The organism is Micromonospora sp. NPDC023737 (assembly GCF_040639715.1).
Taxonomy (GTDB): domain Bacteria; phylum Actinomycetota; class Actinomycetes; order Mycobacteriales; family Micromonosporaceae; genus Micromonospora.
In genome coordinates, this window is record NZ_JBFAAL010000001.1 from 1,094,554 (window position 1) to 1,111,338 (window position 16,785).

The following is a 16,785-nucleotide window of genomic DNA, read 5'->3' on the forward strand; positions in this document are numbered from 1 at the left end:
GCGGATCCACCGGCTGTTGTCACAGCCAGGGCCTAACGTGAGGGCCGTCGGAGCCGTCTGCCACAAGCCGGAGTGACCATGGAGCAGCGGATCAGTCTCGTCACCCTCGGCGTCGCCGACCTGCCGCGGGCCCGGGCCTTCTATGAGCGGCTGGGCTGGCGTGGCCAGGAGGTCGAGCAGACGGTCTTCTTCCAGGCCGGCGGCTCGGCGCTGGTGCTCTGGGACCGCGCCAAGCTGGCCGCCGACGCAGGCGTCAACGATCCCGGTGGCAGCGGGTTCGGCGGGATGACCCTCGCCCAGAACGTCCGGTCGCGTGCCGAGGTCGACGAGGTGATGGCCGCCGCGGCCGCAGCCGGAGCGGAAGTGACACAGCCAGCCCGCGAGACGTTCTACGGCGGTTACGCGGGTTGCTTCGCCGACCCGGACGGGCACGTCTGGGAGATCGCCTGGAACCCCGGATTCCCGCTCGCGCCGGACGGCACCCTCACCGTCCCCGACTTCGGCGCCATGGGGTGAGGACGGCGACCAGGCCACCCCTGGCCATCCCTGACCTCGGCGCCAGCGGGTGACCCGGAGTCAGGAACGGCGATTCCCCCGCGTCAGTTGTCGCGCGGGCAGAGCAGCGGATCCAGCAGCGGCAGCCTGAGCGGGTCGAGGCAGACGGTCAGCAGGCGGTTGTCCGCGTCGGGTGCCGCGGTGCTGGGCTCGGGCTCGGGCGAGGACGTCGCCGGCGGGGGCGGGGGCGGGCTGCTGGTCGGCGGCTTGCTCGGTGCCGGCGCCGGGCTCGACGGTGCTGCCGTGCTGGGCGAGGCGGGGGGTCGGGCGGTGGGCGTCGCGGCGGGGGCCGCGGGCACCGCGTCCGGACGCGAGCCTCCACCGGTGCCCCCGGCCGCCGGACGGTCGGTCGAGCCGGAGCCCGCCGATCGCGCCGGGCCGGTCGGGTCGTCCTCCGGCGCACCACCGGAGGTGCCTCCGGGCGCCGGGCTCGTGGGCGCGACCGCCCCACCGCCGGGTGAGCCGGGCACCGGGGCGAGGGTCGGGATGACCGCGCCGATCCCCAGCGGCGGGTCGAGGTCGCTCCTGACATCGGCCTCGGCCCGGTACTGCGGGGTGCTCTCCCCCGACCCGTACGCGCCGGCGGTCAGCGTCCCGAATGCGGCGGCGGCGACGGCGACGGCTGCGACGGCCGCAGCGCGGCGGTCGGGTCGCCGCGCGGTCAGCGGCGCCTGGCACGGCTCGACCGGCACCGGCGGCATCGGCCGGTTGCGGTGGTGGGTGGCCAGCAGAGCGTCGAGTTCCGCGACGACGGCGGCGCGCTCGTTCCGGGCGGAGGCGAGGGCCAGGGCGAGGTAGAAGCGGGTGTTCGCGACGACGACCGCCGGCACCCGCAGGCCGGCGAGCCGACCGGGCCGCCTCGGGTGCAGGAGGGTGAGCGGCACGTCCGGGTGGTGGGCGGGCGCGTCGAGGTCCTCGTACCACCACTCGCGACGGACATCGCGGCCGGCGAACGCGATGCGGTGGCTGGTGACGATGGCGACGCCGGTGTCCGCGACCCGCAGGCCCTTCGGCAGCGTACGGCCCGACGGGTCGTGCGGTCCGACGCTGAGCACGGGCTGCGGCAGCCCGGGTAGGTGTCGGGCCACCACCTCGATCAGCTCCGCGGTGGGGATGATCCGGAAGACGAGTTCGTACGGGCCGAGTTCCACGGGCAGTCCGGTGCGGGGTTCGGTGCAGCCGAGGAAGGTGGCCGCCTCGATCCGCTGCCGGGTCAACTCGTCGGCGCGGTGGCGCCACATCTCGAGGTCGGCGTGGTGGGCGCGGCGGCGTCGGTCGTTCTCGCGGTCGGCCCAGGCGACCCGCCAGGTCGGCAGCGCGGTCGCCGGTACAAGGGTGCCGGGTGATGTGGTGGTCACGGGCGGTACAACCGCTCGCGCAGGCGACAGGAAACGCGCCAGGAATCGATGCTTCCCTTTGTTCCGGTAAGAGAGATTTGGCCTGCACGCCGCAATGTGTCAGGAGATGACCCGTTGTGGGTACGCCGCAACCTCCCGCGTCCACTGCTCGGCCGCCACGGCGAGAGCGTCGGCCGAGACGGTCAGCGGAAGCGGGTACACCGCGGTCAGCGGGCGGCGCATCCACGGCGGCAGCGACTCGTAGGAGAACTCGACGGTCAACTCCATCCGCCGACGGCGGATGACGCGGGTGCGGAACGCGAGGTTGGGCTCGGCGAACCGCAGCAGCGCGGGCAGCGCGGTGGGTGAGGTGCCCAGCTCGGCCTGCAGGCGCAGCCAGTCGGCGAGGATCCCCGCCTCGGCCACCGTCAGGCACGGATCGCAGTGGGACCAGGCCTGGCCGTCCGCGGTACGGGCATCCGCCTCGATGAGGAGCCAGTCGTCCCAGTCCTCCGCCTGCTCGACATCGACCGGCGGCTCGACGCCCGGCTGGTAGCCGACCGGCCGGATCCTCAGCCGCGCACCATCGTCGGAGCGTATCTCCATAACACTATCATCTCGGACAGAAGCCCTGGCAAGCACGAAAACGGGCACATGATCAGCTGCACCCATCTCGCAGCGCCGATCCCCGACGGCCCCGAGCAGGGTCGGGGATGCCGACTCCGGGCTGGTTCCGGGGAGATCCCGATGGTCCGCCGAACGCCGTCCGGGCAGGCTGGAAGAATGACCGTCGCCAATACGCGCGTCACCCTACGGCCCGTGCCCCGGCTGCGGCTGGCCGCCGTCACCGCGCCGCTCCTGCTCCTGCTCTACGGGGTCTGCCGCCTGGCAGACGGCCTGGACGGCGATCGGGGACCCGGCCGGGCCTGGAACATCGGCCACACCAGCTTCCTCATCTCGATCGTCGTCTTCGCCGTACTGGCCGTGGAACTGCGCCGCATGCTGCTGGCGGGCACGCCGCAGCTGCGTACGCTCACCGACACCGCCGCCGGGGTGACGCTGCTCGGCGCCGCGAGCTTTATCTGGGTGATCCTCGGCGACCTCTTCGCCGGGTTCGCCGACGCAGCGCCCCTACCGGATCCCCTGTACATCGCGGGGCCACTGCTGTTCCAACTCGGACTGCTGACGCTGCTCGTCCAGGCCGCCACCCTCCGGCCGCGCCGCCTGCCACGGTGGGCTCCGCCGCTGGTCCTGGTCGGCTTCCTGGCGCTCGCTGCGAACCTCGACCTGCTGCCGGTCGGCGCCGCGCTCATCTTCGCCGGCCTGCTGCCGCTGCGCGCACACGTCGACCCGCACAGCACGCCCGATCGCGACTAGATGGCACCGACGCTGGGGGCCTCTCGCGTGCGACCTCCTTGGCGGTTCGCTACCCGAACGACCTGCGGCGACTACGACCGACAGCCTGATACCTCTGAGGCATATTTATGACTCAGAGGTATCAAGCTTGAATTCGCCTACTGTCCGGGCCTCCTGCGCGGCCTGCCGCGACCGCCTGCCGGCCTGGAGAGCCTGGTCAGGTCCAGACCGTACGGCGCACCCCGCGATGTTCGGCGCACGCGTTCCGGTAGCCGCCGGTCAGGCTCACCACACCGTCGCGGCACTGCACCAGGTAGCCCCGGCCGGCCCAGAACTCCTGGGCGCAGTCGAAGTGGTCGCAGATCTCGACGGCGGGCTTGCGGATCCGGTTGCCGCCGCAGAAGTCGTACCCCATCGGGTTCCGCGGGGCGCCGCAGAGCCGCTCCCGCCGGGGTGTCGGTGACGGGCTGGTGCGCTTGGGCCGGGGCGTCGCCGAGGCCGGCACCGAGGCCGCCGTCTCGGCCTTGACCGGCGCGGGTGCCGCCGCACGGACCGGCGGCGCGACGTTGGGAGTGGCGACAGGGGTGGCGGCGATCGCGACCTCCGCACCCGGGTCGGACGGCCCCGTCTCGATGAGCGCGGCGGGCACCAGCACGGCGATCGCAGCGGCGACCGCGACCGTACGCCGGCCACCGGGCACCAGTCCGGAGAGCCGAGCCTGCGCGGGCGTGGCGACGGCCGGCCGTATCGGTTTGAGTTCCGCATGCTCGGCGATCAGGTCGTCGAGCTGGCTGATCACCGCGTCGCGCTGCTCGATCGCGTCGGCGAACGCCAGCGTCAGCTTGAACCGGAAGTCGCCTGCCGCCTCGACGGGCAGCAGCACGCCGCAGGTGCGGCGGCGGTCGAGCGTCTGGATCAGAGTGACCGGTGCCGCCGGGTCGTGCGCGAGGCCGGTCATCTTCCCGTACGCCCAGTCGCGCCGGCCGCGCCCGCCGAGCAGCACCAGGCGGCGACTGGTGATGACGGCCATCCCGGCGTCGGCGACCCGCACCCCGTCCGGGCGGCGGGACCGGAGCGGCGTCACCTCGGCTCGGACGGCCAGGTCCGGCGCGGGCAGCACGCCGGTGTGCCGCACCTCGGCCAGCTGCACGGCGGGCCACACCCAGAGGACCACCTCGTCGGGTGCGAGTTCGAGCGGCAGGCCGCCCCCGGCGGCCGCGGTGCCCTGGAAATCGGCGGCGAGCGCGCGCAGCCGGCGCAGTTCGTCGTCCCGCCGCCGCCAGTCGGCCTCGGCGCTGCGGTACGTCCGGTGCCGGCGCTCGTTCTGCCGGTGCGCCCATCGGTACCGCCAAGTGGAACCCGTCGAATCAGTTCTTGCCATGCCGACTCCTTCGCCGTGCAGGCCACCAACCGGGGTGTCACAGGTGTCAACTCCGGCGGCGATCGGCCCGCATTCGTCGACGTGGACGAAATGTCCGATCGGCGGAGCAACATGGACGATAGGGCGGTTTTGTCGCAGTAGTTCGTCCGGTTCGGGCGTGTCGGGCGACACCGGCCCCAGACGCGCCACGCCCGCCGGCCCGAGGCGGGTCCGGCGGGCGCGTCGGTCGGCGGGTCAGTGGCCGCGGCCCTCCCCCACCCGGTACGTGCGCAGGTTCGGGTCGGCCTTGATCTGCGCCTCGGTGAACTTGATGGTGTCCCAGCCCTTCTGCGAGTAGAGCTCGGTCTGGTCCGCGTACCAGGGCGAGTTCGGGTTGGTCGACTGCGAGTAGGTGAGGATCTGCCGCCCCGACGGGCCGTTCGGGCCCAGCTCGACGGCCATCACGAACGAGGAGCCGTGCACCACCTTCGGATAGCCGACGCCCGGCACCCGGTTGTTGACGATCATGTTGAAGATGCCGGCCTCGGCTCGTCCGCCGTGGATCGGGATACGCCGGTCACCGCGCGGTTCGGTCTGGACATCACCCAGCCGCGCGTCGAGCGCGATGCCGTCGAGGCGGCGCACGGCGTCGGCGAGCGCCGCCAGCACCCTCGGGTCGGCGGTGGCCAGCCGACTCGGCGTACGTACGGGATCGGCGGCGTTGAAGGCGTCGGCGAACCGCAGGCCGCCCGCGAGGACGAACTCGGTGAACAGGTGCGCGCCTCGGCTGTTCAAGTCGGCGTGCAGATCCCACCGCCTCAGTGCGGTGCACGCGGCGCGCAGGTCCACGGTCGTGCCGTCGGCGGCGGTCGCGGCGGGCTGGGCGGTGCAGAGCGCCACCAGGTCGTCGCGGACCAGTTCACCGCCGTACACCCGGTTGCCGAAGACCGTCTGCCACAGCCGCTCGGCGGTGAACCCGCGCCCGGGCAGCCCATCCGTACCGGCCAGCCGCTGCTGCACCTGGTCCAGACCGAGCCGGGTACGCAGGCTGCGCGGAGTGCCCTCGTCACCGATGATCCGCGGATAGCCCTCGAGCGGCGCCTTCGGGTTCGCCAACCAGTAACTGTCGTTGGAGTTGGTCACGTAGTCGCTGCGGAAGCGGACCGGAAGGCGCGACGGGCCGAGGATGCCGGGCACGGCGGCGTCCCGGTCGGAGCCGAGCGCGCACGCCGACCGCGAGCCGTCGAGCACGGCCTGGCCGCTGCTGGCGTACATCGGTTGGAACGCGGCCGGGATGCAGGCGGCGGCCAGCGCGTCGGTGACCCGGGGGATCACCGAGTGGTCGGCGTAGAGCGCCTCGCCACGCGCGTCGGCGGCGATCACATTCACCCACGGCAGGAACTGGTAGCGGTCGAGCACCCGCTTCAGCTCCCGTACGTTCGAGGCCCGGCCCATCTGGAGCCAGCCGTCGAAGGCCCGGTTGTTGGTGGCGTTGACGTCGGTGATGGCGTACGCGGTGCTCGTCGTCCAGTCGAAGGTGCCGGGCACCACCACGACCGGCCCGTAGTGGGTGTCGTGGAAGGTCCGGCTGACCGGGACGAGCCGGCCGTCCGGGCCGGGCACCTGGGCGGTGACCGTGCGGGTGGTCATCTTCCGCGGCTTGCCGTCGAGGTAGTACGAGGTCGGGTCGCCGGGGACGAGCGCGAGCCGGTGCCAGACGAAGCGGCGGGCCGTCGAGACGGTGTGGCTCCAGGCGAGGCTGCGGTTGTGTCCGATCTCGATGATCGGGTCGCCGATCAGCCCCGCGCCCTCCACGTCGTACCGGCCGGGCACCTTGAGGTGCATCCGGTAGAAGCGGTCCGGACCGTCCCACGGGAAGTGCGGGTTGGCGAGCACCATCCCGCCCCGGTTGGCGGTGGCCGCCTCACCCAGCCCGTACGCGTTGCTTCCGATGCCGGCGGTCGTGCCGTCGGCGGCGGCGAGCACCGCTGCCGCGCCCGGCGCGTCCTGCACGGCCGCCGGCCCGGTGGCGCCCGGCGGGGCCGCCGCCACGATCCCGTCCAGCATCGCCGCCGAACCGGCCCGGACCATGCTGGCCCAGCTGGTACGCCAGACGTCCAGCTCGGTGAGGGGGCGTACCCACGCCCGGCCCCGGCACGCCGGATCCGTCAGCTTCCCCACGCCGACCTTGCGCAGGTAGGAGTTGTAGCCGGCGGCGAAGCCACGAACCAGGTCGCGGATGTCGTCGGTGGGCGCGTGCACCCCGTCGCGGCGGCCGTCGAGCATCCGCTCGACCGTCCGGTCCGCGATCGCCTTGCGGTAGAACAGGTCGCTGCGCACGTTGGCGTCGGTGGGGCCGCTCGCCCCGAACCACCGGGACCGTTCCCCGTTGACCGTCACCGCCGTCTCGGCGATCACGCAGATGTTGTCCTCGGCCTGCACGTGGCCGACACCGAAGCCGAGGCTGGCGAAGTTCGCCGCGGTGATGTGCGGCACCCCGTACGACGCGCGGCGGATCTCGGCCGAGTAGCCGCGATCTCGCTGGTGCGCACCGGCCGGGGCGGTACCGAGCCCGGTGACGATCAGCCCCAGGGCGGCCACCGCCGCGCCGAGGCGTACTGAGGGACGTGTCATCCGAATCCTCCCCCGTGGCGAACCCCCGCACCTCACTGTCCGAGGGACATTCACGATGATCGCTCATTCTGGTCGCCGACGGCGGGCTCGTACAGCCCCACGGCGTCGAACGGTCGGCCACCACCGGCCGACGCCCGACGCGACCAGCGGTGATCGCCCTCCGTGACGGCTTGCGCCTCGGTAACGTCAGCCACAGCCGGCGCAGGAGGGAGTTGACGTCGATGGCCGGGTCGGGCGGCGCGCCGCCGGTGGTGCTCGGCGTGGACATCGGCACCACCAGCACCAAGGCCGTCGCCTACGACACGACCGGGCGGCAGCTCGCCGGCAACTCGGCCGGCTACCCGTTGAGTGAACCGCAGCCCGGGTACGCCGAGCAGGACCCGCAGCGCATCCTGGACGCGGTCGTCACGTCGGTGCGCGCCACGGTGGCCGAGCTGGACCGCCCACCGGCCTGCCTGTCGTTCGGCACCGCGATGCACAGCCTGATCGGGCTGGACGGTGACGGCGCCCTGCTCACCCCGTCGATCACCTGGGCCGACTCGCGCGCCAGCCGGCAGGCCGAGCGGCTACGCGCCGTACCGTCCGGGCTCGCCCTGCACCGGCGAACCGGCACACCGATCCATCCGATGGCCCCGCTGCCGAAGCTGCTCTGGTTCGCCGAGCAGCAGCCGGCGCTCTTCCAACGGGTCGCCCACTGGGTGGGGATCAAGGACTGGGTGCTGCTGCGGCTCTGCGGGATGCTGGTCACCGACCATTCGGTCGCCTCCGGCACCGGCCTGATGGACATCCACCGGCTGGACTGGGACACCGAGGCGCTCGCGATCGCCGGAATAACCGCGGAGAAGCTGCCCCAACTGGTCTCCACCACCGCCGTGCTGCCCCGGCTCACGGCCGAGGCGGCGGCCGCCACCGGCCTGCCCGAGCGCACCCCGGTCGTGGTCGGCGCCGGCGACGGGCCGCTGGCCAACCTGGGGCTCGGCGCGGTGCGCCCCGGCATGGTGGCCTGCTCCATCGGCACCAGCGGCGCGATGCGGGTCATGGTGGAACACCCGGGCGTCGATCCGCTCGGCGGAGTGTTCTGCTACGCGCTCACCGAGAACCGCTGGACGGTCGGCGGCGCGATCAACAACGGTGGGATCGTGCTGAGCTGGGCCGGCGACGCGCTCGCCCCGGAACTGGGCGCGCACGCCGAGGACGAGCTGGTCGCCCTGGCCGCCCGCGCGCCCGTCGGCTCCGGCGGGCTCATCATGCTGCCGTACCTGCTCAGCGAGCGCGCGCCGCACTGGAGCGCGCTGCCCCGCGGCGCGTACGTGGGCCTGACCCACGGGCACCGCCGGGAGCATCTCGTCCGGTCCGCGATGGAGGGCGTCTGCCAGCAGCTCGCGCTGGTGCTCGCCTCGGTACGTTCCGCCGGCAACGAGGTACGCGAGGTCCGGGCCAGCGGCGGGTTCGCCCGCAGCGGGCTGTGGCGGCAGATCCTCGCCGACGCGCTCGGCGTCTCGGTGAGCTTCCCGGCGGGGCACGAGGGATCGAGCTTCGGCGCGGCGCTGCTCGGCATGCAGGCGCTCGGGCTGATCCCCTCCATCGACGTGGCGGCCGACCTGGTCCGGATCGAGGAGATCGTCCGACCCGACCCGGCCGCCGCCGCCACGTACGCGACGCTGTTGCCGCTCTTCGCCGAGCTGTACGACGCGCTGGTGCCGACGTTCACCTCGCTGCGCCGGCTGGCGCCCAGCCTGCCCCCGGAACCCGTCCCCACCCCACCCCCGATGTGACCGGCGGGCCTTCGACCGGCCGGCCGTCGCATGGTTCGCCGCCCGGACGGGTGACCCGGGCCGCGTCGACGCCATCCGTCCAATGGGCTTCATATCGTACGAACGTGAAGAAAACCGACAAGAAGGTCTCATCTTCCCGACGGCTCGCCTGGCGCGTACGCCTCACGAAGCTGACCGCCACGGGCGTCGTCCTCGCTCTGCTGCCCACCGGACCGGCCGTGGCCGACGGCGGCGGACCGGCCCCGACACCGGGACCGCCGGACCGGCGACCACCGGTCAGCACCCTCGCCTGGCTGGCCTTCCCGGGCGGAGTCTTCTCCGTCGACAGCGAGACGCGCACCGTGCGCTACCGGGCCTGCGACGGCGACACCGGCCGGATCGCCGACCCGGACATGCGGGTACGCGGCCGGGTGGCCAGCGGCGAGGTCACAGTGGACGGAACCACCTACGCGTACGACGTGCCGCTGGTCGGCCGCAGCCGGGGCATCGTCGTGGTGACCCGACCCGAGGCCGGGCCGGACGGGCTGGTCGGTGAGGTCGTCACCGAGCCGCAGCCGCCCAGCGACCCGGCCGCCGGTCGCCGGCTGCTTCCACTCACCGGGCAGCTCCAGCAGGTCGTCGACGCCTCCACCGCCAACCCGGCGGGGGTCACCGTGCGGGACCTCTCCGGCCGGTACGGCGACCAGCAGATCGCGGTCAACGGCACGTTCCGCCCGAAGGCCGCCAGCGTGATCAAACTGTGGATCCTGGTGGAGCTGCTGCGCCGGGTCGACTGCGGCCAGGTCTCCCTCGACGACGGTGTGCTGGTCACCCCGGCCCAGGTCGTCGACGGCACCGGCGAACTACAGCACGAGACCTTCCCCCAGGTGGTGACCCTGCACCGGCTCGCCGAATACATGATCAAGTACAGCGACAACACGGCCGCGAACGTGCTGATCGACTACTTCGGCGGCTTCGCGCCGGTCAACGATCTGATCGACTCGATGAACCAGCGGGAGACGATCCTGGCCCGCAAGATGCTGGACACCGAGGCCGCCATGCGCGGCGAGGAGAACTACACCAGCCCCGACGACGTGGTCGCGCTCCTCGGCGCCGTCTGGGACGCGCAGATCCTCACCCCGGCCTCCCGCGACCTGATGATCGCGTTCATGGCCGAACAGACCCTGAACACCAAGATCCCGGCCGCGCTGCCACCCGGGGTCCCCGTCGCGCACAAGACCGGCGACCTGCCGGACGCCTCGCACGACGTCGGCTACTACCTCATCCCCGGCTCGCAGGTCGCTGTCGCATTCCTCACCTCCGGCCCGATGGCCGGCGGCGACGAGACCGTACGGCGGCTGGCCCGCACCGTCTACGACTACCTCGTCGAACCGCAGGCCGGCACCTTCGGGCCGTGATCCGGGCGTCCCGGCCCGGCGCACACCCTCCTCGGGTACGCCGGGCCGGAACGGTCCGCGCTCAGGCGCGGCTGATCGCGTTGGCGTGGATCGCCTCACCCAGGTACGCGGTCAGGCCGGGCGCGATGCTCTCGTAGTGCGCGGTGAACCGCTCGTCGGCCAGGTACATGTCGGCCAGGCCGGTGTGGATCTCGTACGAGCACTCGTAGAACCAGCGGCCGATGATCTGCCGGTGTTCCTCGGCCAACTCCATCGCCTCGGGGCCGTCCGCCGGCGCGCCGGAGGACATCACCGCCACGATCCGCCGCGCCCAGTCCTCGTTCTCCTGCCTGATCCGCAGCCAGTCGTCCCTGCCGTACCGGGAAACCCGCCGGTTCGACTCCGCGTACGCCTCGCTGCCGCCCCACCGCCGCTCCGCCTCGTCGGCGTGCGCCTCCGGCTCGAAGTCCCCGAACACCTCGAACCGCTCCTCCGGGGTCAGCCGGATGTTCAACTTCCTCGCCTCCAACGCGAACTCGATCGCCGAGACCATCTCCTGCAACCGTTTGATCCGTACCGTCAGAAGCTCGTGTTGACGGCGCAGGTGCGCGGCCGGATCGGCCGCCGGATCGTCGAGGATCCCGGTGATCTGCTCCAAGGGGAACCCGAGCTCGCGGTAGTGACGGATGAGCTGCAACCGTTCCAGGTCCGCGTCGTCGTACCGGCGGTAGCCGGTCGAGCTGCGCCCGCTCGGCGAGAGCAGCCCGATCTCGTCGTAGTGGTGCAGCGTCCGCACCGTCACGCCGGCGACCTTCGCCACCTGACCCACCGTGTACGCCATGGTCCCCTCCCTTCCGGAAACCAGGCTGCCGCCTGCCGTTACGTGAGGGTCAAGCCTGATTCTGCCCGAGCGAGCAGCGAATTCAGCTGCACCAGGCCACCGGGGCGGCCGTACCGGTAACCCTGACCGTGCAGGCAGCCGATCGCGGCGACCGCCGCGTGCTGCCGTTCCGTCTCGACCCCTTCGGCCACCACCGACAGGTCGAACGCGTTGGCGAGTCGGGTCACCATCTCCACCGTGGCGTACGCCCGGTCGTCGTCGAGGTCGAGTCGGGCCACGAACGAGCGGTCGATCTTCAGCTCGGTGGCCGGGATGCGGTGCAGGTAACTCAACGACGAGTAGCCCGTGCCGAAGTCGTCGATGGCGATCCGGATGCCCAGCTCACGCAGCTGACGCAGCCGCTCCAGCACCGCCTCGCTGCCGTCGATCAGCGCCGACTCGGTCAGCTCCAGGGTGAGCGTCCGGGGCGCCAGCCCGGCGGCAGCGGTGGCCGCGGTGACCGTGGCGATCAGGTCCGGCCGGCGCAGGTGCGCGGCGGCGATGTTCACCGCCACGGTGGCCTCGGTCGGCCGGTCCCGCCAGGTCGCCGCCGACCGGCACGCCTCGTGGATCACCCACCGGTCGATCTGCACGATCAGCCCGGTCTCCTCGGCCAGCGGCAGGAACCGCGCCGGGCTGAGCAGTCCGAGCCGGGGGTGCCGCCAGCGGACCAGCGCCTCCGCGCTGCGTACCGCCCCGGTTGCGAGATCGACGATCGGCTGGAACTCCAGGTGCAACTGGCCCTCGTCGACCGCCCGGCGCAGGTCGGCGATCAACTCCGCCCGGGACACCGCCGCCTCGCGCAGCTCCGGCGTGCACACCCGGTACGCCGACTTCCCCGCCGCCTTGGCCGCGTACATGGCGATGTCGGCGTCGCGCAGCAGATCGGTGTGGGAGGTGTGCTGCGGGCCGTACTCGGCGATGCCGATGCTCGCCGACGGATGCACCCCCGCGTGTTCCTCACCGTCGGAGGGTTGCAACGCGTCGAGCAGCCGCTCGGCCAGCCGCTCCGGCGATGCCGACCGTTCACCGTCGACCAGTACGGCGAACTCGTCCCCGCCGAGCCGGGCGATGGTGCCGTCGCCGTCCACGGCGCTGCGCATCCGCGCCGCCAGGCGGGTCAGCAGGGTGTCCCCGGTGGCGTGACCGAACCGGTCGTTGACCTGCTTGAACCCGTCCAGGTCGAGCATCAGCACCGCCACCGGACCCTCGACGCGCAGCGCCCGCCGCAGTTGGCGGGTGAACATCAGCCGGTTCGGCAGCCCGGTCAGCTGGTCGGTGTAGGCGAGCGTGCGCAGCCGGGCCACCAGCCACAGGTTCTGTTTGGCGGCCAGGCTCTGGCGTACGGCCAGGGCGGCGAGCAGCGCCAGCATGCCCACGAACACCAGGTGCGGGGTCTGGCCGGTCGGCTTCCGGGCCAGCATCACCGCGACGATCGCTCCACCGACCAGCAGGTACGGCAGAGCCACCTGCCACCACGGCGGCAGCGGAGCGTCGGCGGTGTCGTCGGGATCGGTGCAGGCCGGCGGAGGCGGATACCAGGTGGCGGCGACGATCAGCAGGTAGCTCACCGCCCAGCACACGTCCAGGAGGTGGCCGGCGAAGTAGTCGCCCCGCGCGGCGAGCGCGACGTACGCCGTGTCGGCCAACGCCCGCGTCGCCAGGCTGCCGGCGATCATGGTCAGCGGCCGCCACACCGGACGCGTCGTGCCGGCCGCCGCCACCAGGACGGTCAGCTGCACCAGGTCGAGCATCGGGAAGAACAGCCCGAGGGTGCGGACCGGATCGGCCAGTTCCGCCGCGTCGACGTCGCGGAACACCACCACCCAGACGATCGGCACCAGGGCGAGCCCGACGATCACCCCGTCCAGCAGGACGCGAGCCCGGCCGACCGCGCTGCGCGGCGCGGTGAGCACGCAGAGCAACGCGACGGTGCCGGCGATGATCCCGGTGAGGTAGACCGCCGCGACGAGCGCGATGTGCGGCAACTCGCCGCCGGTGAGTCGCTGTGCCGCCCAGAGCGCCCGGCCGACCGCGGCGAGCCCCGTGCTGGCGGCCAGCAGCGTCCAGAACCGACGCAGTGGAGCCGGCTGCCGGCGCGCCGCGCCCACGCAGGCCGTCACGGCCCAGCCGGACACCAGCAGGGAACCGAGGTCGCTGGCCAGGGCCGCGCCCGGCAACGCCGCCACCAACCAGATCGCCAACAGCAGCACGCCACTCAGCGCGACCAGCAGCCCGACCCGGCGCGGGCGGGCCGAGCCGGACGACACGCGGCCGGTCCGGCGACGGTCGGGCGACCCGCGGTCGGCGGACGCCGGGCGGGCACAGGCGGGTGCCTGCTCCAGGTCCTGCGGCGGCACGCTCGCTCCGGCTCCCTCCCGTGCGGGCACCCCTACGGCGCGGACCGCCCCGGCCAAACGCGAAAAGCCTAGCCAGCGTTCGGGTTGCCCCGCCAGGGGCCAACCGGCTGGTTCCCGATATACGGAGCGTCACCCTTGCGCGACGGCGGCGGCCGTTGCGGCCTTCCGCGCTGTCGCCGCCCCGTCCCGGTCGACCGCGTTGACGCGCATCCGGACGCACCCGCGCCGCTGCACGGACCGGCGGCGCCGCAATCACGGACCGTGGTCACGACCGCGGTGTCGCAACTGGACCAGCGGTCTGTCAGACCACCACCTGGCCGCCCTGCCGGGGTGGGGTGAGGCGATCGGCATCCCGCGCCCGCCGGTGTCGAGCTGCCCCGGATCCGGGACAGCTCGACAGCGTTCGCGCCGACCCACCCGGACTTCTGGCGAGCGTGACGGGAGGGCCCGCACGACTGCTGGGCGTCAGGTTGGCCGCCCGGTCAGGCCCACTCCTCCCCGGGGTCACCGTCCGAGCCGGGCAGCTCGCCGGAGGCGTCGGGCAGCCCGTCGGAGGCAGCAGCACCGGCCACGGAACCCGGCGGGCCGCCGTGGGTCCACGGCGTCTCCTCCGGTGCGGGGAACGCCCCGGACGGCAGGTACGCATCGGCCAGAGTGGTGTAACAGAGCCGCTCCCCCACCTCCGGCACGCTGCCCGGCGGCGCGGTCAGCCCGCGCCCCATCCCGCCGGAGAGCTCCAACACCACCTCGGTCTTGCCGTCCGCGCCCGGGGTCACGAAGACCACCCGGGCCTTCTGGGACGGCCGAGCCGGGCAGTACAACGTCGCTCCGACCGGCACGAGCACCGGCTCGGTGGTGATCAGCTGGATCCGGGGACGTAGCACCGGCCGCTTCCCGCTGTCGTCGACCCGCTTCGGATCGGCCAGCGTCACGTCACCGACGAACGCCTCACCGGTCAGCCGGTGCTCCGCCATCACCAGCGGATCGTCGTAGGCGCGCTGCACCGCGTACGAGGTGAGCGCCCGCTCCAGCCGGTGCAGCCGTACCGCCGCGGCCACCGCGCCGTCCCGGCGGGGCTGCGGGCCACCGCCGGAATCCACATGCTCCGCGTGCGCGGTGACCGCGTCCCGGTCGCCGGCCCAGCGCCCCTCGACCCGGGCGCCGGGCGCCAGCCCACGCAGCAGCCCGACGCCGCGCCACATCAGCTCCCAGGTGGGCGCGAGCTGGTCGCGCAGCAGCGCTTCGAGCTCCGCGTACGCCTCGGCGCGCGCCTTCGGGTCCTTCTCCGCCTCGGCGTACGCCTCGATGGCCGGGGCGAGCCGGCGGTTGTCGAAGTCCGGATCGGTGGCCGGGCCGGCCGGCGGGTGCGTCGACGGGCCCTCGGCCCGGGCGGCCGCCTCGGCGCCGGTAAGCCCGGCCGGCGGCTCGATCCAGCCGAACAGCGCCGGCAGGTGCAGGTCCTCGACCGCGCTCTGCCCGGTCGCCCAGTGCAGGGTCAGGGCGTCGGTCATCGCCAGCAGCGCCGACGAGCCGGGATGTTCGGCCCGCTCGGCGAAGAACGTCAGCCAGCGCCCGAGCAGCGGCACCGACGGATGCACCGGATAGTCCCCGTCCGGGCGGCGGAACCGCGTCGACCGGCCGAGCAGCCGCAGGAAGGTGATCCCGGCCGGGTTGGGCACCAGCAGTTGCGGCGCGTCCACGTACCGGTAGCGGACGTCCCGCCCCCGGTCGACCGCCACCGCCTCGCTCACCCCCCGGTACGCGTCCAGGTGGGGCAGCACGACCGAGGCCAGCTCGGCGGCGAACGCAAAGCGTTGGTTCCGGTTACGGGGCTGCGGCACGATCAGCAGCTTCGCCTCGTCCGGCGCCGCACCGACCAGGGCGGCCAGCGGGGCGTTCGCCTCGCCGGCCAGGGCGAGCGGCACCAGCACCAGTGGGCGTTCGTGCAGGTGGACGTGGCGCACGGTAGCCACCGGTTGGGCCACCCCGGCGGCGACGGCCTGCGCCTTCGCGAGCGCGCGCAGCGTACTCATGCCGGAGCGCCGAGGGCGTCGGCACGCAACCGGGCGGCGGCGCGCAGCAGAGCGGCGGCCTCGACCTGCTCCGGCTCGGGGGTGCGTTCGCCGGAGGCGAGCGCCATCACCTCCGCCACCGAGGCGACCCCGCCGAGCGCCTCCCGGACCGGCCGCCCCATCGCCCCGCTCTGGCCACGCGCCTCGTGCCGGCAGAAGTAGGACAACTCGCAGCTGGCCAGGCACTCCGGCGCGTACCGGGCCTCGACGCGGGCCAGCGCAGTGGTCAGCGTCGCCGGGTCGGCCGTCAGGTCGGCGGTGAAGTCCGCGGGCACCGCGGCCAGCAGGTCGTCGAGGCGATCCATCCGGGTCAGCTGACGGCGCAGCACCAGCAGCTGCTTTCGTACGTCGAGCAGGCTCGCCACCGGCTGGTTCGCGAAGTCCCGCGGGCAGATCAGCACCACATCGTGTGACACCAGCTCGGGATCGTGCCCGGCCGCGGCGAGCAGTTCGCGCAGCGCCAGCACGTACACCGCGGACTGGGTCGCGGCGGCCGACACCTTCGCCGGATCGGCCTGCCCGTCGATCACCGGAAAAGACTTGATCTCCACGACGTGGAACCGGCCGGCCAGTCGGGCGGCGACCAGATCCGGTTCGAGGTGCACGCGCCGCCCGGCGACCTCCAGGCTGAGCAGCGGGTGATCGAAGAGCGCGGCCGGCTGGCGCGGACCGGTGGGCACGGCGGCCGTCAGCAGCTCGCGCGACCGGGTGTGCCGCGCGGGCAGGTCGTCGGCGGCGCCGAGATCCGTCCAGTCGGCCCGGTCGCCGGGCTCGACGCCGAGCCGATCGGCGACCAGGCGGAGCAGTTCCACACCGCCGTCGGCCTTGAGCTGTGCCTCGAAGGTGTTGCCGCGGGTGATGGCGAACCTGGACTGGCCGAAGCGGGCGGGAAAGCCGATCCGCTCAGCCAGCCCGGTCTTGTCGACCCCGGCGCCGTCCAACACCGCCCGCCGGGTGCAGCCCGGGTTGCCGGTCAGCGCGGCGATCGTCCGGGCGTTGTGTCGGCGCGGCGGCACGCCGCCCCGGATGGCGGCCAGTCGCTGCTCGCTGCTCGTCATGATCCGCCAGGATAGGCCGCGA

12 protein-coding genes are annotated in these 16,785 nt (G+C 73.2%); 4 read left to right on the forward strand and 8 right to left on the reverse strand.

Going from position 1 to position 16,785, the window contains the following annotated elements; translation table 11 throughout:
- Nucleotides 1–78 precede the first annotated feature (78 nt).
- Entirely contained in the window at nt 79–516 is a 438-nt protein-coding gene (locus AB0F98_RS04880; protein ID WP_357728682.1) for a VOC family protein, read from the forward strand.
- An 83-nt stretch (nt 517–599) separates the two neighbouring features.
- Here AB0F98_RS04880 and AB0F98_RS04885 read toward each other — a convergent pair whose 3' ends face one another.
- On the reverse strand, nt 600–1,913 hold the full coding sequence (locus tag AB0F98_RS04885) for a hypothetical protein (RefSeq protein ID WP_357728685.1): 1,314 nt from the start codon (nt 1,911–1,913) through the stop codon (nt 600–602).
- 99 nt (nt 1,914–2,012) lie between these two features.
- On the reverse strand, nt 2,013–2,498 hold the full coding sequence (locus tag AB0F98_RS04890) for a hypothetical protein (RefSeq protein WP_357728688.1): 486 nt from the start codon (nt 2,496–2,498) through the stop codon (nt 2,013–2,015).
- A gap of 177 nt (nt 2,499–2,675) precedes the next feature.
- Between AB0F98_RS04890 and AB0F98_RS04895 the strand changes: the two genes are divergently transcribed.
- Complete coding sequence (locus AB0F98_RS04895; RefSeq protein WP_357728691.1) at nt 2,676–3,269, forward strand: hypothetical protein; 594 nt, start codon at nt 2,676–2,678, stop codon at nt 3,267–3,269.
- 196 nt (nt 3,270–3,465) lie between these two features.
- On the opposite strand, the gene AB0F98_RS04900 is transcribed toward AB0F98_RS04895, so the two are convergent.
- Nucleotides 3,466–4,629, reverse strand: coding sequence for a hypothetical protein (locus AB0F98_RS04900; protein WP_357728694.1), 1,164 nt, complete (start codon nt 4,627–4,629; stop codon nt 3,466–3,468).
- Between the two features lie 234 nt (nt 4,630–4,863).
- On the reverse strand, nt 4,864–7,242 hold the full coding sequence (locus AB0F98_RS04905) for an acylase (RefSeq protein ID WP_357728697.1): 2,379 nt from the start codon (nt 7,240–7,242) through the stop codon (nt 4,864–4,866).
- A gap of 221 nt (nt 7,243–7,463) precedes the next feature.
- Between AB0F98_RS04905 and AB0F98_RS04910 the strand changes: the two genes are divergently transcribed.
- Complete coding sequence (locus AB0F98_RS04910) at nt 7,464–9,017, forward strand: gluconokinase (RefSeq protein ID WP_357728700.1); 1,554 nt, start codon at nt 7,464–7,466, stop codon at nt 9,015–9,017.
- Nucleotides 9,018–9,121: 104 nt separating this feature from the next.
- Nucleotides 9,122–10,414 (forward strand): serine hydrolase, encoded by a 1,293-nt coding sequence (locus AB0F98_RS04915; RefSeq protein ID WP_357728703.1) that lies wholly within the window; start codon nt 9,122–9,124, stop codon nt 10,412–10,414.
- A 61-nt stretch (nt 10,415–10,475) separates the two neighbouring features.
- On the opposite strand, the gene AB0F98_RS04920 is transcribed toward AB0F98_RS04915, so the two are convergent.
- The 4 genes from AB0F98_RS04920 to AB0F98_RS04935 form a co-directional block, all read right to left on the reverse strand.
- Nucleotides 10,476–11,234: a MerR family transcriptional regulator gene (locus AB0F98_RS04920; RefSeq protein WP_357728706.1), complete on the reverse strand. Its 759-nt coding sequence runs from the start codon at nt 11,232–11,234 to the stop codon at nt 10,476–10,478.
- 38 nt (nt 11,235–11,272) lie between these two features.
- The gene (locus tag AB0F98_RS04925) at nt 11,273–13,633 is read right to left on the reverse strand and encodes an EAL domain-containing protein (protein ID WP_357728709.1); all 2,361 of its coding nucleotides are present in this window, start codon (nt 13,631–13,633) and stop codon (nt 11,273–11,275) included.
- 482 nt (nt 13,634–14,115) lie between these two features.
- Nucleotides 14,116–15,666: a hypothetical protein gene (locus tag AB0F98_RS04930; RefSeq protein ID WP_357728713.1), complete on the reverse strand. Its 1,551-nt coding sequence runs from the start codon at nt 15,664–15,666 to the stop codon at nt 14,116–14,118.
- Entirely contained in the window at nt 15,663–16,763 is a 1,101-nt protein-coding gene (locus AB0F98_RS04935) for a hypothetical protein (protein WP_357728716.1), read from the reverse strand. Before AB0F98_RS04935 ends, AB0F98_RS04930 begins: the two co-directional genes overlap by 4 nt.
- Nucleotides 16,764–16,785: the final 22 nt, after the last annotated feature.